Origin of the sequence: Lentilactobacillus sunkii DSM 19904 (assembly GCF_001435575.1) — a bacterium.
Classification (GTDB): domain Bacteria; phylum Bacillota; class Bacilli; order Lactobacillales; family Lactobacillaceae; genus Lentilactobacillus; species Lentilactobacillus sunkii.
The window spans coordinates 31,499-52,182 of the sequence record NZ_AZEA01000004.1; the positions used below are offsets into that span (position 1 = coordinate 31,499).

General features: G+C 43.0%; 23 protein-coding genes and 1 other annotated feature. All 23 genes read left to right on the forward strand.

Features of this window, described 5'->3' with window-relative positions:
- Positions 1-48 precede the first annotated feature (48 nt).
- The 23 genes from ftsA (at position 49) to hisI (ending at position 20,682) form a co-directional block, all read left to right on the forward strand.
- Positions 49-1,353 carry a cell division protein FtsA gene (gene ftsA / locus FD17_RS04495; RefSeq protein WP_176744959.1) on the forward strand — a complete coding sequence of 435 codons (1,305 nt, stop codon included), beginning with the start codon at positions 49-51 and terminating at the stop codon, positions 1,351-1,353.
- 27 nt (positions 1,354-1,380) lie between these two features.
- Complete coding sequence (gene ftsZ / locus FD17_RS04500) at positions 1,381-2,667, forward strand: cell division protein FtsZ (protein ID WP_057824028.1); 1,287 nt, start codon at positions 1,381-1,383, stop codon at positions 2,665-2,667.
- A 48-nt stretch (positions 2,668-2,715) separates the two neighbouring features.
- The gene (locus FD17_RS04505) at positions 2,716-3,060 is read left to right on the forward strand and encodes a cell division protein SepF (protein ID WP_057824031.1); all 345 of its coding nucleotides are present in this window, start codon (positions 2,716-2,718) and stop codon (positions 3,058-3,060) included.
- A 26-nt stretch (positions 3,061-3,086) separates the two neighbouring features.
- The gene (locus FD17_RS04510) at positions 3,087-3,362 is read left to right on the forward strand and encodes a YggT family protein (RefSeq protein WP_082617131.1); all 276 of its coding nucleotides are present in this window, start codon (positions 3,087-3,089) and stop codon (positions 3,360-3,362) included.
- A gap of 36 nt (positions 3,363-3,398) precedes the next feature.
- Positions 3,399-4,190: a YlmH family RNA-binding protein gene (locus FD17_RS04515; protein ID WP_082617132.1), complete on the forward strand. Its 792-nt coding sequence runs from the start codon at positions 3,399-3,401 to the stop codon at positions 4,188-4,190.
- A gap of 15 nt (positions 4,191-4,205) precedes the next feature.
- Positions 4,206-4,886, forward strand: coding sequence for a DivIVA domain-containing protein (locus FD17_RS04520; RefSeq protein ID WP_057824032.1), 681 nt, complete (start codon positions 4,206-4,208; stop codon positions 4,884-4,886).
- A 575-nt stretch (positions 4,887-5,461) separates the two neighbouring features.
- Complete coding sequence (gene ileS, locus FD17_RS04525; protein ID WP_057824034.1) at positions 5,462-8,266, forward strand: isoleucine--tRNA ligase; 2,805 nt, start codon at positions 5,462-5,464, stop codon at positions 8,264-8,266.
- Between the two features lie 396 nt (positions 8,267-8,662).
- Complete coding sequence (locus FD17_RS04530) at positions 8,663-8,872, forward strand: cold-shock protein (RefSeq protein WP_057824036.1); 210 nt, start codon at positions 8,663-8,665, stop codon at positions 8,870-8,872.
- A gap of 67 nt (positions 8,873-8,939) precedes the next feature.
- Positions 8,940-9,482, forward strand: coding sequence for an NUDIX hydrolase (locus tag FD17_RS04535; RefSeq protein ID WP_057824038.1), 543 nt, complete (start codon positions 8,940-8,942; stop codon positions 9,480-9,482).
- A gap of 13 nt (positions 9,483-9,495) precedes the next feature.
- Positions 9,496-9,825: a hypothetical protein gene (locus tag FD17_RS04540; RefSeq protein ID WP_057824041.1), complete on the forward strand. Its 330-nt coding sequence runs from the start codon at positions 9,496-9,498 to the stop codon at positions 9,823-9,825.
- An 11-nt stretch (positions 9,826-9,836) separates the two neighbouring features.
- Positions 9,837-10,526 carry a 5'-methylthioadenosine/adenosylhomocysteine nucleosidase gene (locus FD17_RS04545; RefSeq protein ID WP_057824042.1) on the forward strand — a complete coding sequence of 230 codons (690 nt, stop codon included), beginning with the start codon at positions 9,837-9,839 and terminating at the stop codon, positions 10,524-10,526.
- A gap of 18 nt (positions 10,527-10,544) precedes the next feature.
- Positions 10,545-11,708 (forward strand): cysteine desulfurase family protein, encoded by a 1,164-nt coding sequence (locus FD17_RS04550; RefSeq protein WP_057824044.1) that lies wholly within the window; start codon positions 10,545-10,547, stop codon positions 11,706-11,708.
- Positions 11,708-12,052, forward strand: a complete 345-nt coding sequence (locus FD17_RS04555) for a DUF1831 domain-containing protein (protein ID WP_057824046.1) — start codon at positions 11,708-11,710, stop codon at positions 12,050-12,052. Before FD17_RS04550 ends, FD17_RS04555 begins: the two co-directional genes overlap by 1 nt.
- A gap of 326 nt (positions 12,053-12,378) precedes the next feature.
- The gene (locus tag FD17_RS04560; protein ID WP_057824048.1) at positions 12,379-13,404 is read left to right on the forward strand and encodes a branched-chain amino acid aminotransferase; all 1,026 of its coding nucleotides are present in this window, start codon (positions 12,379-12,381) and stop codon (positions 13,402-13,404) included.
- 156 nt (positions 13,405-13,560) lie between these two features.
- Entirely contained in the window at positions 13,561-14,598 is a 1,038-nt protein-coding gene (locus tag FD17_RS04565; protein ID WP_057824051.1) for a branched-chain amino acid aminotransferase, read from the forward strand.
- A gap of 79 nt (positions 14,599-14,677) precedes the next feature.
- Complete coding sequence (hisJ, locus tag FD17_RS04570; protein WP_191983125.1) at positions 14,678-15,514, forward strand: histidinol-phosphatase HisJ; 837 nt, start codon at positions 14,678-14,680, stop codon at positions 15,512-15,514.
- Between the two features lie 60 nt (positions 15,515-15,574).
- Positions 15,575-15,829 (forward strand) — a binding site (T-box leader).
- A gap of 50 nt (positions 15,830-15,879) precedes the next feature.
- On the forward strand, positions 15,880-17,022 hold the full coding sequence (locus tag FD17_RS04575; RefSeq protein WP_235803173.1) for an ATP phosphoribosyltransferase regulatory subunit: 1,143 nt from the start codon (positions 15,880-15,882) through the stop codon (positions 17,020-17,022).
- Positions 17,023-17,026: 4 nt separating this feature from the next.
- Positions 17,027-17,680 (forward strand): ATP phosphoribosyltransferase, encoded by a 654-nt coding sequence (gene hisG, locus FD17_RS04580; protein ID WP_057824055.1) that lies wholly within the window; start codon positions 17,027-17,029, stop codon positions 17,678-17,680.
- A gap of 5 nt (positions 17,681-17,685) precedes the next feature.
- Positions 17,686-18,270 (forward strand): imidazoleglycerol-phosphate dehydratase HisB, encoded by a 585-nt coding sequence (gene hisB / locus FD17_RS04585; RefSeq protein ID WP_057824057.1) that lies wholly within the window; start codon positions 17,686-17,688, stop codon positions 18,268-18,270.
- On the forward strand, positions 18,270-18,896 hold the full coding sequence (gene hisH, locus FD17_RS04590; protein ID WP_057824059.1) for an imidazole glycerol phosphate synthase subunit HisH: 627 nt from the start codon (positions 18,270-18,272) through the stop codon (positions 18,894-18,896). The genes hisB and hisH overlap by 1 nt, the downstream gene beginning before the upstream one ends.
- Complete coding sequence (gene hisA / locus FD17_RS04595) at positions 18,874-19,602, forward strand: 1-(5-phosphoribosyl)-5-[(5-phosphoribosylamino)methylideneamino]imidazole-4-carboxamide isomerase (RefSeq protein ID WP_057824061.1); 729 nt, start codon at positions 18,874-18,876, stop codon at positions 19,600-19,602. Before hisH ends, hisA begins: the two co-directional genes overlap by 23 nt.
- Positions 19,592-20,350: an imidazole glycerol phosphate synthase subunit HisF gene (gene hisF, locus FD17_RS04600; RefSeq protein WP_057824064.1), complete on the forward strand. Its 759-nt coding sequence runs from the start codon at positions 19,592-19,594 to the stop codon at positions 20,348-20,350. The genes hisA and hisF overlap by 11 nt, the downstream gene beginning before the upstream one ends.
- Entirely contained in the window at positions 20,347-20,682 is a 336-nt protein-coding gene (gene hisI, locus FD17_RS04605; RefSeq protein WP_057824066.1) for a phosphoribosyl-AMP cyclohydrolase, read from the forward strand. Before hisF ends, hisI begins: the two co-directional genes overlap by 4 nt.
- The last annotated feature ends 2 nt before the right edge of the window (positions 20,683-20,684 follow it).

Genomic DNA, 20,684 nt, shown 5'->3' on the forward strand with positions numbered 1-20,684 from the left:
TTGTGTTATGTTCAGAAAATATTCTAGATGTGGAGGTTCCTTACATATATGGATAATTCGGGTTTATATGTGGGACTTGATATAGGAACTACCTCAATAAAAGTAATTGTTGCAGAAAAAGTAAAAGGGCAATTGAACGTTATTGGTGTGGGGAATCAGCCTTCCAATGGGTTGAGTCGTGGTGTGATCGTGGATATCGACCAAGCTGCCGAGGCAATTCGAAGTGCTGTAAATCAAGCTCAAGAAAAAGCAAGTATTGAGATTAAAGACGTTATTGTAAGTGTTCCAGCGAACATGTTACGGATTGAACCATGTAATGGGTTGATTACATTAGATGATCAGTCACGTGAAATAACCGAAACCGATGTCCGCAACGTTGCGGCATCAGCTTTGGGAACAAGTTTGCCCCAGGAACGAGAAATTATTGATATTCAACCGGAAGAATTCATTGTTGATGGATTTGATGGGATTAAAGACCCTCGGGGGATGGTTGGTGTCCGCCTTGAGATGCGTGGTAAGTTAATCACGGGTTCCAAGGGCATCATGCACAACTTGGAAAAGGCTGTTGCCAAAGCCGGCTTAAACATTATGTCGACTGTTTTAACACCGTTAGCTGAGAGCCATGTTGTGTTAAATGACGGCGAACAGGACTTTGGAACAATCATTGTTGACTTGGGCGGCGGCCAAACAACTGCCTCTGTCATCCACGATCACCAGTTGAAATATGCCACAACCGATCCAGAAGGTGGTATGTTCATAACGAAAGATATTTCAATTGTTTTGAATACATCAATGGAAAATGCTGAAAAAATCAAACGAGATTATGGCTATGCCGATTCACTCCAAGCTTCAGCTGATAACGAATTTCCCGTGGAAGTTGTCGGTCAATCCGAACCAACTTACATTGATGAACGTTATCTTGCCGAAGTGATTGAAGCCCGCTTAAGTCAAATATTTGACCGGATTAAAGATCGTCTGAATCAAATTCAGGCACTTGATTTGCCAGGTGGAATTGTTTTGACTGGTGGTGTAGCTGCACTCCCAGGAATTGCCGAATTAGCCGCTGACCAATTCAACACTAATGTCAGGGTCTATATTCCTGATCAGATGGGATTGCGACACCCGTCCTTTACAGCTGCACTTTCACTCGTATCATATTTTGCCGATTTGGCAGACGTTGATATGATTGTTAGGTCAGCTGTTGGTGCAACTTTAACCAAGGCTCCTCAGCTCACTCAACCGGAACCAGCTTCGACACCTGTTTCTGGCAAGTCTAAGAAAACTAAGAAACCAACTCAAAAGAAAAAACGCGGTGAAGGAATCAAGAATTTCTTTAGTGATTTCTTTGATTAAGCACTTAAACGGAGGGAAAAGACAATTATGGAATATTCATTAGATTCCACCGATAATCACGGTGCAAATATAAAGGTTATTGGCGTTGGCGGTGGGGGAAGCAATGCCGTTAACACAATGATTAACTCAGATGTAAAGGGTGTTGAATTTATCGTTGCCAACACCGATGTTCAAGCACTTGCAACATCAAAGGCTGAAACCAGAATTCAACTTGGCCCCAAACTGACTCGTGGATTGGGAGCAGGTTCCAATCCTGATGTTGGTGCAAAGGCGGCCGAAGAAAGTGAAGAAGCAATCACTGAGGCACTGGAAGGTGCAGACATGATCTTTGTCACTGCCGGAATGGGTGGTGGTACCGGTAACGGTGCAGCCCCAATTGTAGCTAAAATCGCTAAGGACCAAGGTGCTCTTACAGTGGGCGTTGTTACCCGTCCATTCAGTTTTGAAGGACCACGTCGTGCAAAGTATGCCGATGAAGGGGTTGCCCAACTAAAAGAAAACGTTGACACCTTGATTGTTATTTCCAACAACCGATTACTTGAAATGGTTGATAAAAAGACGCCAATGATGGATGCCTTTAAGGAAGCCGACAATGTATTGCGTCAAGGTGTTCAGGGTATTTCAGACCTGATTACCAGTCCCGGATATGTTAACTTGGACTTTGCCGATGTTAAAACAACCATGCAGGATCAAGGTTCTGCTTTGATGGGTGTTGGTACAGCCAACGGCGAAAACCGGACTGCTGAGGCAACTAAGAAAGCCATTTCTTCACCACTTCTTGAAGTATCTATTGATGGTGCAGAACAAGTCTTGTTAAACATTACCGGTGGACCGGATCTTTCATTGTTCGAAGCACAAGATGCTTCAGACATTGTATCCCAAGCTGCAACCGATGACGTTAACATTATCTTTGGTACCTCAATTGACGAATCATTGGGTGATGAGGTTCGGGTAACTGTTATTGCCACAGGCATTGACAAAAAGAAAGCTGAAAAGGGTCGAATGGCTTCGCGTCGGACCAGATCAGCTCGTCCACAGCCAACTGCCCGTCCACACAGTGACCGACAAGCTCCTGAAACTGATCAGCCACAAAGTAACTCAAATTCAAAGAGTGATCCACTTGGTAACTGGGACATCCGCAAGCAGCCAGCTGCAACTCGTCCGGCTGCTCAAGATGAGTTCAGTGATGTTGAGAAAAAGGATTTTGATCCTTTCCAACCCGACGTTAAATCCGATGATTCAAAGTCAGATACCAGTGATGATTCTCAAGACGATATTCCACCATTCTTCAAGCACCGTCGTCGTGACAAATAATTTTATTTGACCGGTGTGAATGTTTGGTGAAATGTGAAAGGACACGAAATGCCAAAATTTAATTTAGCTAATTTTTTTGGGATGGATACAGACCAACCAGAAAATCAAATTGATAAGCCGGCGGACAACGTTGTAATGATGAACAGGCAAGAGCCTGAAACAAGTAGCATCATTGTGTTTGAACCTGTTAACTATACGGATGTTGACACCATTGCCCAAAAATTATTGGAGGACAGTGCTGTTATCATCAAGTTGGATAAATTGGATAACAATTCAGCTGCCAGGATGGTCGATTTCTTGAATGGTGTTTTATTCGCAATTCACGGATCGATTAATCGACTTGGCAGAAACATCTTTATTTGTTCACCAAAAAAATTTCAAGTAACTGAGTAATCTCGACAAATTAAGGAGCAACCTATTTGGCAACATTTGTTTTTTACGCAATTTGGCTCATCAATAAAGCCATTAGTATTTATATGTTGTGTATTGTGGTATATGCACTGATGAGTTGGTTTCCGAATTCTTACGGAACAGCAATTGGAAGATTTTTAGCCCGGATTGTTGAACCGTTTGAAAGTCTGTTTAACTTTGCAACAATTGGAATGATTAGTCTCGCACCGATTGTTGCTCTGGCAGTACTCTCATTTGTTCAAATGGGAGTTAATTATTTGGGGCAGCTGCTTTTAGGTTATTAGCAAATTATGACCGTTTCAGGCAGAGGGGGAAATATCTTGGTAGACACAAACATTTCGCAACACTACCGACCGGCTGAATTGCCTTTTTTAGAGTCAATTGATAGTCTCAGCGGGAGAGTTGCAAATGAATATCGACCGATCCTTACTGATTTTTTAAATCCTAGACAACTTTATATACTTGAAACAATCGTTAACAGATACGAAGGTGTCTCATTTCAAACTTTTGGCGGGTACTCTTCTGCTGAATTAAAACGAGCAATTGCTTTTCCGGATTATTTTGTTCCCAAGGCTGATGACTTCAACATTACTGCATTTCAGATTGATTATCCCAGCAAGTTTGCCACACTCTCACATGGTCAAATTCTCGGATCGATTATGGGAACCGGGATTGATCGGGATGTGATTGGCGATATCGTTACGGATGGCTTGAATTGGCAATTTATGTGCGAATCAGAGATGGCCGATTATGTTCGAGCTCAAGTTGATCGGATTGGGAAAATTAAAATCAAATTGAAAGAAATTTCACCTGAAGAGATTATTATTCCAGTTGATGAAAGTGAAGAAGTTACGACAACCGTTGCTTCTTTGCGGGTTGACGCTTTAGTTAGTGAAGGATTCCACATTTCCCGTCACCACGCCAAGGAATTGGTTGAGGGTGGCATGATCAAAATTAACTGGGAAGATGCCGGACGTCCTGATCTGGAAATTTCCATTCAGGATATTATTTCCGTTCGTGGTTTTGGCAGACTGGTTGTTCAAGATATTGCCGGCACAACTAAAAAGGGTAAGATTCGAATTGTATTGAAAGTATATAATCGAAATAAATAGGAGGATTGAATCACTATGGTATTAAGTCCACAAGATATTCACAACAAGGAATTTTCAACAAAGTTACGAGGCTATAATGTTGACGAGGTCAATGATTTTCTTGATCAAGTTATCAAAGACTATCAGATCATTTTACAGGAAAATAAGGATTTGAACTCTCAATTGAATGAGTCCAAGGACAAGCTTTCTTACTTCAATGATTTGAAGGATTCTTTGAACCAATCCATCCTAGTTGCCCAGGAAGCTGCCGACAAAGTAAAGACCAATTCAAAGAAAGAGGCCGAAATCACCAGTCGTGAGGCCCAAAAGAAAGCTGACGACATTTTGAATGCTGCCAGTGATAAAGCTGATGCCGTTCTTGAAGAAGCATCTAAGCGTGCGAAGAAATTAGCGATTGAAACAGATGATCTTAAGAAAAACACCCGGGTATTCCGTCAACGTCTTCAGGTCATGCTTGAAAGCCAACTTGAAGTTATCAAAGGCTCCGATTGGGACCGATTAGTTGAAGAAAAGCCAACTACAACTTATGAAGATATCGAAAAAGTTGTTGGAAGCCTTGACAAGACTGCAAACCCAGGGGTAGAATCTGAAACTAAACAGAGTAATGGTGCCGAGGCAGTTGAAGACACTCCTGTTGCGGATGATTCAAAGGAAACCGTTGTGATTTATCCAGATGGCAGTACAAAAAATGAATAACTAATCGATTAGAGAACAGAAAGTTATTGACTGATACAACAGCGAGCTGAAGAAAGTGGAAGTTCAGCAGTCACCAGTCAGTAAATCGATCACCTCTAGTACATAAATCGATTATCTTAAGAGATAGAATTGTAAAATTCTAAAATTGGGTGGTACCACGAAGACTTCGTCCCTTGTGACGGGGTCTTTTTTTGTAGAGTGTGAGCTGGGGCGGTTAGTAACTGGAGTCTAAGGTGGTTCCACCGGGAATCGAGTTTGATTTTCGGTGGAACCACCTTAGATGCAGGTTACTGCCCCAGCGAGCACGTTTCAATAGAGTGCGACGAAACCCGGGTGTCCCCGGAGCATAAGGTAAAAGATTGAATGGCAAACGGTTTGTGTTTGTCGTTGAATCTTTTGCATTATGCAGTAGGGGGCAGGGTTGTCGAAGCACATTTTCGCCAGGTAGCAGTAGAAAATAAACTTGTGGTCTTAGACACAGGTTACTGCACCACCAGAACCATCAGCAACCAAGTACCAACCACACCAACACACCATTACTCCAAATAAACATAACCATGAAAGGAAGTTCAGCAATGCGGGTAAAAGATACGTTAAACTTAGGCAAAACCAAGTTCAAGATGCGCGGTAATCTTCCTGTTAAAGAAGTCGATCGTCAAAAGGCTTGGGAAGACAATGATGTTTATCAACAAAGACAAAAATTAAACGAGGGTAAACCAACTTTCGTGCTTCATGATGGGCCTCCATATGCCAATGGTGATATTCATATGGGCCATGCAATGAATAAAATTTCCAAGGATATCATTGTTCGCTACAAATCAATGACCGGTTATCGTTCACCATACGTTCCCGGATGGGATACTCATGGCCTTCCAATTGAGCAAAAGTTGACTCAGGCCGGGTATGACCGCAAGAAGATGTCAACAAACGATTTCCGTAAATTATGTCATGACTATGCATTGAAGCAGGTTGAACGTCAAAAAGAAGAATTCAAACGATTGGGTGTTTCTGGTGATTGGGATAACCCATACCTCACTTTAAAGCCTGAATTTGAAGCTCAAGAAGTTCGAGTTTTTGGTGCTTTTGCCAAGCGTGGATTGATCTATAAAGGTAAAAAACCAGTTTATTGGTCATGGTCATCTGAATCAGCCCTTGCCGAAGCCGAAGTTGAATATCATGACATCACTTCTCCAACTGCATTTTATGGTGAACATGTTGTGGATGGAAAAGGCGTCTTGGATGACGACACATACATGGTCGTTTGGACAACCACCCCATGGACGATTCCAGCCTCTGAAGGAATTACAGTTGATGCCGGTTTTGATTATTCTGTTGTTCAGCCTGAAGGCGAGACCAGAAAATTTGTGATTGCCACTGAATTGGTTAATAAAGTTGCCGAATTGATTGGCTGGACCAATGTTAAGACAATCAAGACGGTTAAAGGCCAAGAGCTCGAAGGCATCTTAGCTGAGCATCCATTTGATCACAGCCGTAAATTATTAACGATGTTGGGCGATTTCGTTGACCTTGAAGAAGGTACCGGATTAGTCCATACCGCTCCTGGTTATGGTGAAGATGACTTTAACATCGGCCGTAAATACGGTTTGGATATTTTTGCGCCAGTTGATGATAAGGGATACTTAACCAAAGAGTCTGGCGAAGACTTTGCAGGTGTTTTCTATGACGACGCTAACAAGATTGCCCTCGATAAATTAAAGGACGCCAACTTGCTGCTTCACTACATGCCATTGAAGCATAGTTATCCATTTGACTGGCGGACAAAAAAGCCGATCATCTTCCGGGCAACGCCACAGTGGTTCGCTTCAGTTGACAAAATTAAAGATGAAATTTTGAAATCTTTGGATGACGTTGAATTCTTCCCTGATTGGGGTAAGGTTCGATTAGCCAATATGATTAAAAACCGTGGTGACTGGGTTATCTCACGTCAACGGGTTTGGGGTGTGCCACTTCCAATCTTCTATGGTGAAGATGGAGAAGCCATCATTACCGAAGAAACTGTTAACCACGTTGCCGATTTGTTTGAAAAACATGGTTCTGACATCTGGTTTGAAAAAGATGCCAAGGACTTATTGCCTGAAGGTTTCACCAGCGAGCATTCACCAAACGGCAAATTCACTAAAGAAAATGACATCATGGATGTTTGGTTCGATTCAGGTTCCTCACATCAAGGTGTTTTGGAAGAACGCAAAGATTTAACCTATCCAGCTGATATGTATTTGGAAGGTTCCGATCAATATCGTGGTTGGTTCAACTCAAGCTTAATTACCAGTGTTGCGGTTTCCGGAAAAGCTCCATACAAGCAAGTTGTTTCTCAAGGATTTACCCTTGATGGCAATGGTCATAAGATGAGTAAATCACTTGGCAATACCATTGCGCCAATCGATGTGATTAAGAAGATGGGTGCTGAAATTGTCCGTCTTTGGGTAACATCTGTTGATACTTCAGCTGATGTTCGTGTAAGTACCGAGAATTTTGTTAAAATTTCTGATTCTTACAAGAAGATCCGGAACACGATGCGGTTCTTGTTAGCCAACACTTCCGACTTTGATCCTAAGGAAAACACCGTTGCTTTTGACGACTTGGAAGCTCAAGATCAATACATGCTGGTTCTCTTCAACAAATTCCTTGCTGATACCAGAAGCTACATGGAACGATATGATTTCTTGGACTGGAACAAGCGGGTTGTTGAATTCATTACCAACGATCTTTCTGCATTCTACTTGGATATTGCCAAGGATATTGTTTATATTGACAAGCAGGATGGTCACAAACGCCGTTCAATGCAGACCGTTATGTATGAAATTACGGTTGGCTTAACCAAGCTGATGACACCTGTTTTGCCACATACAACTGAAGAAATTTGGGGCTTCCTTCACGAACCCGAAGAATTTGTTCAATTGACTGATATCCCTGAACCAAAACAGTTTGACCATGACGCTGAAATCTTGGCCAACTGGACTAAATTCAGAAGTTATCGTGATGATGTCCTTAAAGTGCTTGAAGAGGCTCGTGACGCTAAGAAGATTGGTAAATCATCCGAAGCCGCATTAACAATTTACGCCACCAGTGAAGTTGCCGACTTAATGAATAGTTTGAACACTGATCTGGCAACTGTTCTGATGGTTTCACAATTAGAAGTAAAAGACTTCAAAGATGCTCCTGAGAATAGTACCAAGTTTGACAGTGACGGTTTGGCATTGTTGGTTGACGCTGCAGTTGGTAAGACCTGCGAACGTTGTCGTTTGGTTCGCCAAGATGTTGGTGCCGACAGCGACTATCCAACATTCTGTGCATCATGTGCAAAAATTGTCCGCGATCAGTTCCCTGAAACTGCAAGCGAAGGCTTCGAAGAAAAATAATTTGTTGATTTAGCTGATGATAATTTAAGATTCATCAAATTGTGTTTCAATATTTATCATTTAACATTAAAATGAGACTATGACGATTTATCGTTGTGGTCTTATTTTTTTAAACGTGCTTCAACGGTCCTGATGCTCACTTCTAAGTGCACTTTAACTAAAACCCAAGACCGGGGTTTCAGTCAAAGTACTCTTAGAAACCGCATCACCCGGACCTTGTCGCACTCTATCGAAACGTGCTTCGACGGTCCCGATGCTAACTTCTAAGTGCACTTTAACTAAAACCCAAGACCAGGGTTTCAGTCAAAGTACCCTTAGAAACCGCATNAGGGTTTCAGTCAAAGTACCCTTAGAAACCGCATCACCCGGACCTCGTCGCACTCTAGGAGGATGCTCTTGCTTACCGGAAAAATTAAAAGTTACAACCCACAAAATGCATTTGGCTTTATCACTCAAGACAGCGGTGAAGATGATTTGTTTTTCTTCAAAAATGCTTTTCCTGAAGATCAATATGGCACCATTCAAATCGGCAGCCCGGTTGAATACGTCGTTGTTCAAGGACAAAAGGGGTCGCAAGCTGCCAAAGCCCACGTTACAGACAAATAACCGTCTTGATTGCAAAGATCAGGCTTTATTTGTAGAATGTTAATATTAACTAAAAAAGGTGATCGAGTTGGATTTTGAAGAACGAGTAGTTGGCAGTGAAAAAATTTACGATGGTGCCATTATTAATGTTGAGAAGCAAACCGTTAAGCTGCCTGATGGTCAGACTTCCTTTCGGGAAATTGTTCATCATTCTGGTGCGGTCGGTATTCTAGCCCTCACTAAAGACAATAAGATTATTCTTGAAAAACAGTGGCGGGCCCCTGTTAAGAAAACCACTATTGAGATTCCTGCCGGTAAGGTTGACGGCCGGGACAGCAGCTTTCATGACACAGTTGTCCGGGAACTGAACGAAGAGATTCGTTATGTTCCAAAAACGATCAAAGAACTTTATGGCTTTTATTCATCCGTTGGCTTTTCTGATGAGTTTATGAAGCTCTATCTGGCAGAAGATTTGGAACCAGTCAAAAACCAATTACCACGTGATAAGGGCGAGTTTCTTGAAGTATTTGAAAAAACGATGGATGAAGCCATCCAAATGATTGCGGACGGCGAAATTCAAGATGCAAAAACCATTACTGCAATTCAGTATTGGCAGTTAATGCAAAAGTAGGTGACCATTTAACTTGGCGATCGATGATAACAAAAAGGGTGATGGGAAGCCATTAACCCGGGAACAGTACCGAAAATTAAAGCTTCAACAAGAAGAAGATTTTGAAGCCCGCGATAAACGGCGGGTACAGGTTGAACGGGAATATGCCAGAAAGCATCAACAAGGAGAACCAATTGCACAACCTGAACCTCAGCCAACAACCCGTGCCCACGAAAATGTTAAGCCGGCAGAAGATTTTAAGACACCGCGATGGCATCGAATTAATCGTAAATTGAATTGGACAATCACAATCTTAATTTTGTTGATGGTGGTCGTCTTTTTGGTGTTGTTTTTTGTTAACTAAGGAGAATTTAAATGACTTACGGAATTATTTGTGCAATGGACGAAGAACTTGCAATCCTGAAAGAAGCCTTGTCTGGCGAACAAACTAAACACTATGGCAATGCCGATTATTATCTTGGCGCTATTCATGGTCAACAATTAGTGATTGTTAAATCAGGAATTGGTAAAGTTCAAGCTGGAATAACGACATCGACTTTAATTAATGCGTTCCATGTGGATGCGGTGATTAATTCGGGCTCGGCTGGTGGAATTGGTGATGGCTTATCCGTGGGTGACATTGTTGTTGCAACTGAAACAGCCTATCACGATGTCGATGTGACCACTTCTGGTTATAAAGTGGGCCAGCTGCCTGGATTTCCAGCAAGATTTCCTGCGTCTGACAAGTTGGCTGCCAAAATTGTTAAAGCTGCCAAGAATAGCGGCGTTCCTGCTCATGAAGGCTTGATCGTTTCGGGCGATCAATTTATTGCCGATAGCAACAAAATTGCTGAGATCAAACGTAACTTCCCAGATGCCCTTTGTTCGGAAATGGAAGGGGCAGCCGTTGGCCAGGTTGCCTATCAAAATAAGATTCCTTATGCTGTTATTCGGGCAATGTCGGATGTTGGCGATGAAAATGCTGAAATGAGTTTTGATAAGTTTATTATCATTGCCGGGAAAAAATCCGGTCAGATGTTGATTGACCTCTTTAAGAACGAGTGAATTTAGGAAGTGAAAATAGTGAAAGAAATATATTTGGACAACGCTGCTACAACCCCGGTTTCCGAGGAAGTTTACACTGAATTGATGGACAAGTACAAAAACATTTATGGAAATGCTTCAACACTATATGGATTGGGACGCGAATCCAAAGCAATTATGGAGAGTTCCAGAGATATCATTGCCAAAAGCATTAACGCTGATCCCGACGACATTGTCTTTACAAGCGGTGGCTCAGAGAGTGATAACACTGCGATAACTCAAACTGCTATTGCCCGGAAATCACTTGGGAATCACATTATTACGACGGCAATTGAGCATGAAGCCGTTTTAAGGCCCTGTGAGGCTCTTGAAAAGATGGGGTTCAGAGTTACCTATTTACCGGTCGATCAGTACGGAAACATCTCATTAGACGACTTTAAAGCTGCATTGGACGATGACACCATCCTGGTTTCCATTATGACTGGAAATAACGAGGTTGGTTCTGTTATGCCGATTCACGAAATCGGTGAGATTTTGAAAGACCATCAAGCCTGGTTCCACACTGATGCGGTTCAGGCTTATGGTTTGTTGGATATTGATGTTCAACGCGATCACATTGACATGCTTTCAACTTCCGCCCACAAGATTAACGGGCCTAAGATGATTGGTTTCTTGTATCGTCGCAAGGGCGTTAATTTTCCAAGCTTGATCAAGGGTGGCGATCAAGAAGAAAAGCGTCGTGCCGGCACTGAAAATGTTCCTGCCATCGCTGGATTTGCCAAAGCAGTTGAGACGATTACTTCCGAAGAAAAGGCTCACCGTCAATCCAAATATTTGAAATTTAAGCATTATATTGCCGATAAACTAAAGGCAAATGGTGTTGAGTTTGAAGTCAACGGCCGGATTACTGAAGATAATTTAAATCATGTGTTTAATATTTGGCTCAAAGGAGTTTCAACCTACGTGATGCAGACAAATCTGGATCTCGCTGGGATTGCTGTATCCGGTGGTTCGGCATGTACTGCCGGCAGCATTGAGCCTTCCCACGTCCTGGTTGCAATGTATGGTAAAGACAGCCCACGCATAAGTGAGTCAATCCGAATCAGCTTTGGGCGGTATAATGAAATTGAAGACCTGGACAAACTGGTAGATGCAATTACCAAGATTGTTAATCGGGTAAAAAACAAGGGGGTAAAGATGTAATGGCATTTTCAAAAACTGGTAAGGTAAACGGTGACGATACAGTTTATGAATTGAAAGACAACGTTAAGCGTTTCACCTTACGTGATTTAGGATTTATTGAAGGTAAAACCGGTGTCTTTTCGTTGGAAAAATCACTCGATCCAACGTCACCTTATAACGCAAATTATAAGTTCAAAATGAAGGTTGATAAAGAATTGACCGGTTTCAGAATGGCGATTACCACCGGTAATGGTTTGGAAAAGGTCAACATCTTCAACAACCCGGATACTGAACAAAGTGTTGAACAATATCAATTTATTATTAACGATCTGATTGATCGGGATGTCATCAAAAGACAAGTGTGATGAGCGTCAATTGCGTCGAATTAAGTTTAATCGAAGTAACCATGACTTTTGCATAAACTAAAAAATCATTTGCTTAACAGCCACCAACTCAACCAAATGAGTTGGTGGCTGTTTTATTTTTTCGAAAACCATTGACACTGTAATACAAAAGGAATAAATTAGACAATAATTAAGATATGATGATAAACGGATAAGTAATGATCTTATGAACAACTCAGAGCGCCACGTTCGTCTGATGATTTCTTACATATCTGAATTGTAGAAACCATACTTAGTTACAACGCTTATCACCTGCTTAATCAATATTTTAAGGAGGACACATATACATGGCAAAACAAAAGTTAGAAGATCTTGATTGGACCAACCTTGGATTCGCATATCGGGATTTACCATATAGTTATAACGAGGAATTTAAGGATGGCAAGTGGCAAAATGGTGGCTTGACCACTGACTCATCGTTAACCTTCAACGAAGCAGCCGAAGACTTACATTACGGTCAGGAAGTTTTTGAAGGGATGAAGGCATATCGTACAAAGGACGGCAAAATTCAGCTTTTCCGTCCCAACATGAATGCAAAGCGTTTCAACAATTCGGCTGATCGATTAGTCATGGAACGTTACCCAGAAGATAAATTTGTTGATGCTGTAAAGCAGGTTGTTAAAGCCAACGCAGACTTTGTCCCACCGTACGGTACCGGCGGTTCACTTTACATTCGCCCGTTTATGGTTGGAACTGAACCATTAGTTGGTGTTTCACCTTCATCAACCTACACTTTCCATATTTATGCCACTCCGGTTGGTGCCTATATCAAAGGGCTTCATCCAATGCCATACATGGTCAGCAAGTATGACCGAGCCGCATATGCCGGAACCGGTCAGGCCAAGACAGCCGGTAACTATGCCGGTAGTTTGTTAGCCGCAAAGGAAGCCAAAGATAACGGCTTTGCTGGTGAACTTTATCTGGATCCTCGTCAACATAAGTACATTGATGAATTTGGCGGTGCCAACTTCTACGCTATCGGCAAAGATGGTAAGTTCTACACCCCAAAGTCTCACTCAATCCTGCCTTCAATCACGAAGAAGTCAATCTTACAAATCGCAAAAGACTTAGGATTGGATCCTTCCGAAACCAACATTGACGTTAATGATCTTGATGAATATACAGAAGCAGGGGCCATGGGTACTGCCGCCGTTATTTCACCAGTTGGTTCATTAACCAATAATGGCAAGAAGCATGTCTTCTACAGTGAAACTGAACCAGGACCCGTTACTCAAAAACTTTACGATACATTGTTTGGTATTCAATCAGGTGATGTAGAAGATAAATATGGCTGGGTTGTTCCAGTCGAATAATGATTAAATGAAAGTTGGCTGTCGTCATTGACGATGGCCACTTTTTTGATGTCAAAACGACCTGAAAGCGATTGACATTTTCGTCATCAAACATTAGAATATTAGAAATTGGTTAGACCGATTAAATACTTACTACATATCCTCAGGAGGGACACTATGGCAAAAGCAAAACCGGCAGCACAAATTGATTGGGAAAACTTGGGATTCGATTATATGGATTTACCATATCGATTCTTAGCCCATTATAAAGATGGTCAATGGGATGATGGCGAATTGACCGAAGACGGAACGTTACATATCAGCGAAGGCTCGACCGGACTCCACTATGGTCAGGCTGATTTCGAAGGACTCAAAGCATACCGAACAAAGGACGGCAGCATTAATTTATTCAGACCGGATCAAAATGCTCAACGGATGCAAAGATCCTGTGCCCGTTTATTAATGCCGGCATTCCCGGAAGACAAATTTGTTGCGGCAGTTAAAAAAGTGGTCGCAGCCAATGCAGATTACGTACCGCCATACGGTACCGGTGGGACGTTATACTTACGGCCGTTGATGATTGGGGTTGGCGGCAACATCGGCGTTCATCCCGCACAGGAATATATCTTCACTATTTTTGCAATGCCCGTTGGCGCCTACTACAAGGGTGGCTTAAAGCCAACGAATTTCACAACTTCATACTACGATCGGGCTGCTCCTCATGGGACTGGTCAAAGCAAAGTCGGCGGTAATTATGGTGGTAGCCTGCTTCCTGGAGATGAAGCCCATAAAGCCGGGTATTCTGACGTGATTTACCTGGATCCAGCAACTCATACCAAGATCGAAGAAGCCGGTTCGGCCAACTTCTTTGGAATTACCAAAGATGACCAGTTTGTGACACCCAAATCAGATTCCATTTTACCAAGTATTACCAAGTACTCACTACTTTATCTGGCAGAACATCGCTTGGGCTTAAAAGCAGTTGAAGGGGATGTCTTCATTGACGATCTGGATCGCTTTAAAGAGGCCGGCGCTATGGGAACGGCAGCTGTTATTGCACCAATCGGCGGGATCGAGTATAAAGACAAGCTTCACGTTTTCTACAGTGAAACAGAGGTCGCTCCGATCACCAAGAAACTATACAATGAGTTGACTGGCATCCAATTCGGGGATGTTGAAGCCCCAGAAGGCTGGATTCAAAAAGTTGAAGTATAAATGATTTTGACAGAGGCTGATTTCCCTACAATGAACGGGAAACAGCCTTTTTCTGAAAGAAAGATCGGGGGCAGGTACATTGATTAAAAGAGAAGGTCATTCACATACAGAGTTTTGTCCCCATGGCAGTGGTGATGATGTCGAGTTGATGATTCAAAAGGCCATCAAGTTGGGCTTTAAAGAATATAGCATTACCGAACATTCGCCGTTGCCGGAAGAATTCGCCGATTTTTACCAGGGTCAATTGACAGGTTTAACGGAAGCGTCAATGGCTGCAGCTGATTTGGATGCCTATTTTGCCAAAGCTAATCATATGAGAGAAAAGTATGCTGATCAAATTAAAATTCACATTGGGTTTGAAGTCGACTATCTTGCCGATTTTACCGACTGGACACGTGAATTTTTGAATCAGTATGGTCCTCAAACGACTGACAACATTCTTTCGGTTCATTTTATGAAAGGTAAGAATGGTAAATATTGGTGTGTTGACGATACCCCCGAGGACTTTCGAGAAGGGCTTTTGAGTCAGAACCCTCATTCACAAGAATTATATGCGGCATATTTTCACGAGGTCTTGGCATCAGCCCAAGCTGATCTGGGTCAATATGCCCCGAACCGAATCGGCCACATGACGTTGATTAAGAAATTTCAGGATCTGTTTGATTTGGACCGGAAATTCTCATCAGATAATGGGCAAATCATCACTTCAATATTGCATACAGTTAAAGAGCAGGGCAGAGAACTGGATCTGAACGCTGCCGGACTTTATAAACAATTCTGTAATGAACAGTATCCAACCTATTCCATCATCAAGATGGCAAAACAATTAAAGATTCCAATGGTTTATGGAAGTGACGCCCATAGCATTGATGATATTGGCCGCGGATACAATGGCGTGGTTTCTTTAGCTGAATAAATGGCTTGACTTTTAAATGGTTCATGATATTATATGAAGTTAATAAAGATAATTTAATAAAATAAGGTTTTGATTAGAAAAAGTAATCGGCATCTAAATTAAAGAGAGCTCCGTGGCTGAGAAGGAGTATTTTGAACCGGTGAACACACATCTATGAACCAATCGGTTGAACATAGTAGGCCGGTTCGCATGTTTAGCGTTATCAGGGTTACCATATCTGTTATCACAGGATGACTAGATATTGGCAACGTAAGGCCGGCTACTGTGAGGTAGCGGCAAATTGAGGTGGAACCACGACTTTAAGGCGTCCTCGAAGACTGGATATCAGTTTTCGAGGACTTTTTTTATAGAAATAGGAAGTGAGCATGATGAAAAATACTAATTTACCCAGTGGGACCCGTGATGAATTTGGAATCGAAGCAGAGGTCAAAGAAACAATTCAAAACAAACTTTTTAAGACATTTCGTCAGCGGGGGTTCAGAAAGCTGACGACTCCCGTACTGGAATATTCAGATGTTTTTAAACCACTGAGCGCGGAAGATTATCGACCATACCAACTGTTGGACGATCAAGGTGAGCCGTTGGTGTTGCGTCCCGACCTGACGCTTCCGGTTGCCCGGGTGATGAGTACGACGGGAATCGAATTGCCGGTTAAGTGGTATTACGGCGGCGACGTTTTCCGAGTAAAGAAACAACTATCCGGCAGTTATAATCAGCTTACCCAAGCCGGCATTGAAATTGTTGGCTACAAAGGTCTGAAAGCAGACTGGGAGTGCTTGGAGGTTGCCCTTTCCGGATGCAAATCCATGGGAATTGAAAATGTCACCATTGAATTGAGTCACGCAAAATTTGTGGATACCTTAATTGAACAGCTGGAACTACCAGATCCGACCAAAGACAGTTTGAAACAGGCGCTCTTTGCCAAAGATCTTAGTAAATACAGCCAGTTGTCCCAGCCACTCAGTGATACGCAATTTGGCCGATTCTTGGGTGAATGGCCATGGTTGTTTGGCAACTTTGATACAGTGATGGCTGTTGTTGAAACCTTACCTGAAATCGATGGCCTTCAGTCCATTATCACCAGTTTGAAATCGACTGCAGCCTTTATTAATCAATTATTTCCTGAGGCTAACGTTACGCTTGATTTAAGCATTCCTTCACCGCAAAGCTATTACACGGGCATGGCATTTCGTGGTTTTACCGACAAATCGGCTGGCTATCTGTTCAGTGGCGGTCGATATGATGATCTGTTGACGAATTTTCAAAATGTTAAAACATCAGCTGTTGGTGTGGCTTTCGATGTTGATGCGTTGGTTGAACGGACGAGTTTACCGGATGACCAACCCGGCGCGTTGATATTTTTCACCAGTGATCAATGGCAGCAGGCAGAAGAAACATTGGCAAAGGTCCCTAATTCGACATTGTGTCTGACGGACAGCTTTGAATCAGCCCAACGGCTTGCGGCCAGTTCCAACAGTCGCTTGATCGATTTAACAAAAAGCAGGTGAAAAAATGGAACGAATAAAAATTGCCCTTACAAAGGGCCGTACAGAAGATCAAGTTGTCCCGTTACTTGAAGCAGCCGGTATTAATTGCGACGGCATCCGAAATAAGCAGCGGAGATTGATATTTGACGAAGATCCCCGCTATGAAATTATTTTGGTGAAGGGACCTGACGTTCTGACATATCTTAATAATGGGTCAGTTCAAATCGGCATCGTTGGTAGTGATATTTTAACCGAGCAGGAAAATTTCCAATATGCGATGCTCGATCTCGATGTTGGTAAATGTCGATTCGTCCTGGCATCAACCAAGAATTTTAATCCACAAGCGCATCGGCGAAAGATTATCGCAACCAAGTATCCAAACATTACCAAACGGTATTTCCAAGGGATTGGCGAAGACGTTGAGATTATTAAAATTGAAGGATCCGTTGAATTGGCCCCTTTAATTGGATTGGCTGATGCCATTGTCGATATTGTTGAGACTGGTAATACCCTCCGTGAGAACAACCTTCAAATATATGCCAAGCTGCAGCCCGTCAACACTAAAGTCGTCGTCAATCGGCTGGCTTTAAGACAGTATCAGCCGCAGATCAAAGAATTGATCGCAAACCTGGAAAATGCCAACCAACAGATGGTTCAGTCGAAACTAATCAAGGAGTGAGCAAAATGAGAACAGCAACAATTTCCCGCAACACAAAAGAAACCCAGATTGAACTAAGCCTCAACCTGGATGACTATTCAAACATTCGAATTGATACAGGGATTGGTTTCTTCAATCATATGCTTGACGCATTTGCCAGACACGGCCGTTTTGGACTGGTTGTCAAGGCCAAAGGCGATTTAGACGTTGACCCTCACCACACAACCGAAGATGTTGGGATTGCATTGGGCATGGCACTCAAAGAAGCGCTCGGTGACAAGGCTGGAATTGAACGCTTTGGCTCTGCCCTGATTCCGCTTGATGAAACCCTCAGCCGGGTCGTCATTGATCTTTCCGGACGATCTTATCTGGTATTCAAAGCTGAATTTGAAAATGATCACTTGGGTGGATACGATACCGAAGTAACCGAAGACTTCTTCCAAGCATTTGCTTTTAATGCAGAAATGAACGTTCACGCAGAAGTCTTATATGGAAGAAACACGCATCACAAAATTGAAACACTGTTTAAAGCACTGGGTAGATCACTAAGAGCAGCGGTTACCATTAATCCAGAGATTAAGGGGATTCCATCGACCAAGGGGGTTATCTAATGATTGTGATCATTGATTATGATACTGGGAATACACGGAACGTGAAGAATGCTTTGGATTATCTGGGCGTTCCCAACCAATTATCGGCTGATCCCAAGCAGATTTTGGCGGCTGATGGGCTGATTTTACCGGGCGTAGGAGCGTTTAAAAAGGCAATGGATTCTCTTAATGAACGGGGACTGGTGACCACAATCCGGCAGGCAGCCGATAAAGGGATTCCGATGCTGGGAATCTGTTTAGGGATGCAGCTGCTTTTTGATAAAAGTTTTGAGTTCGGTGAATCGGCTGGATTGGGCTTGATTCCCGGCGAAGTTGTGCCAATTCCTGCCAACCTTGGGGTCAAGGTGCCACACATGGGCTGGGATAAGAATCAGTCACAGCAGGCCGATGTTTTGGCGGACAAATTTAATGGTCAGTTCAGCTACTTCGTTCATTCCTTCTATGTTGAGACAGCCCCAGAAAATATTTTATCGACAGTCGATTATGGGATTGAGATTCCCAGTATCGTTAGAAAAGACAATGTTATTGGATTTCAATTTCATCCTGAAAAAAGCGGTGAGGTTGGATTAAATGGATTGGCAAAGTTCAAGGAGATGGTGGAAAATGCAGATTATTCCCGCAATTGATTTAAAAAATCAGCAAAGTGTCAGATTATATCAGGGTGATTTTAAACAAACCACAATTATCAACGACTCGCCATTGGATCAGGCTTTGGCAATTGAAAAGGCCGGATTGGGAAATCTTCATCTGGTTGACCTCGATGGCGCAAAGTCAGGTCGGCCTGTCAATCGGGCAACAATTGAAGCGATTTGTTCTGAAACCGGACTTCAAGTTGAAGTTGGCGGCGGTATTCGCTCACTTTCTCAAATCAATACGTACCTCACTTCCGGCGTTAACCGGGTCATCCTTGGGTCGGCAGCATTAAATGATCCAACCTTGGTTCAGCAGGCGATTGAGCAATTTGGCGCAGACCAAATCGTCGTTGGAATTGATGGAAAAAATGGTCGGGTTGCCGTTTCCGGATGGCTTGAGCAAAGTTCTGTTGAAATGAGCGAACTGATGGCTTCGATGGTTGCCTTTGGGGTTAAAACCTTTGTGGTAACTGACATTTCTCGTGACGGTACCATGACCGGTCCAAATACCAATCAATTAAAGGGCCTTCAAATCAAGTTTCCTGAAGCAACCGTTGTGGCTTCTGGCGGGATTCGCAACGTGGCTGACCTGAAACAATTGGAAACAGCGGGCATTAAAGCTGCAATTATTGGTAAGGCGATGGCAACCGGCGATCTGCCGCTTCAAGTATTGGCGGAGGTGAATGCCAATGTTGGCTAAACGAATTATTCCCTGTCTGGATGTTGACCATGGGCGCGTCAAAAAGGGTGTTAATTTTGTGAACCTTCAAGACGTTGGCGACCCGACTGAAATTGCGGCTGCTTATCAGAAGCAGGGAGCCGATGAACTGGTGTTTTTGGACATCACTGCCACAAACGAAAAACGCAAAGCAATCGTTGAAACGATTGAGCAGGTGGCGACTCAAGTATTTATGCCCCTGACCGTTGGCGGCGGGATTCACAGCGTCGACGATATGCAAAACTTGTTGAAGGCTGGTGCCGACAAGACGGCGGTCAACTCGGCAGCAGTCAGCAATCCGGAATTAATAACAGAAGGGGCTGAGAAGTTTGGTGCCCAGTGCATTGTGTTAGCGATTGACGCCAAATGGAATCCAGACACACAGCAATACGATGTTTACGTTAACGGTGGGCGGAAACAAACGCCTTTAAATGCAATTGAATGGGCCAAACGGGGTGTTGAACTTGGTGCCGGGGAATTGCTGGTCACCAGTATGGATAAAGACGGCACCAAGAGTGGCTATGATATTGAGTTATACAAACAACTGACAGAGGCGGTTAATGTGCCGGTTATTGCTTCAGGCGGGTGCGGGAAACTTCAGGATTTTGCCGATGTGTTCGACCAATCTCAAGTTGACGGTGCGCTGGCTGCTTCGGTTTTTCATTTTGGTGAATTGACAATTCCAGATGTGAAAAACGATTTGCGTAAAGATGGGGTGACAGTTCGATGAAACCTGATTTCAAAAAATATCCGGACGGCCTGGTACCGACAATTGTGATTGATGACAATACCAAGCAGGTCTTGATGATGGCCTATGTAAATGAAGAAAGCTTTAACTTAAGTATGAAGACGCGACAGACCTGGTTTTGGTCCCGCAGCCGACAGGAATTGTGGCATAAGGGCGAAACTAGTGGCAACACCCAGGAAATTGTCTCGATTGACATTGACTGTGATGAAGATACATTGTTAATGAAAGTGATTCCGGCTGGGCCGGCATGCCATACCGGCCACACCAGCTGCTTTTATCGAACAATTCTGCCGGAGCAGGCAAAGGAGGAATAAGT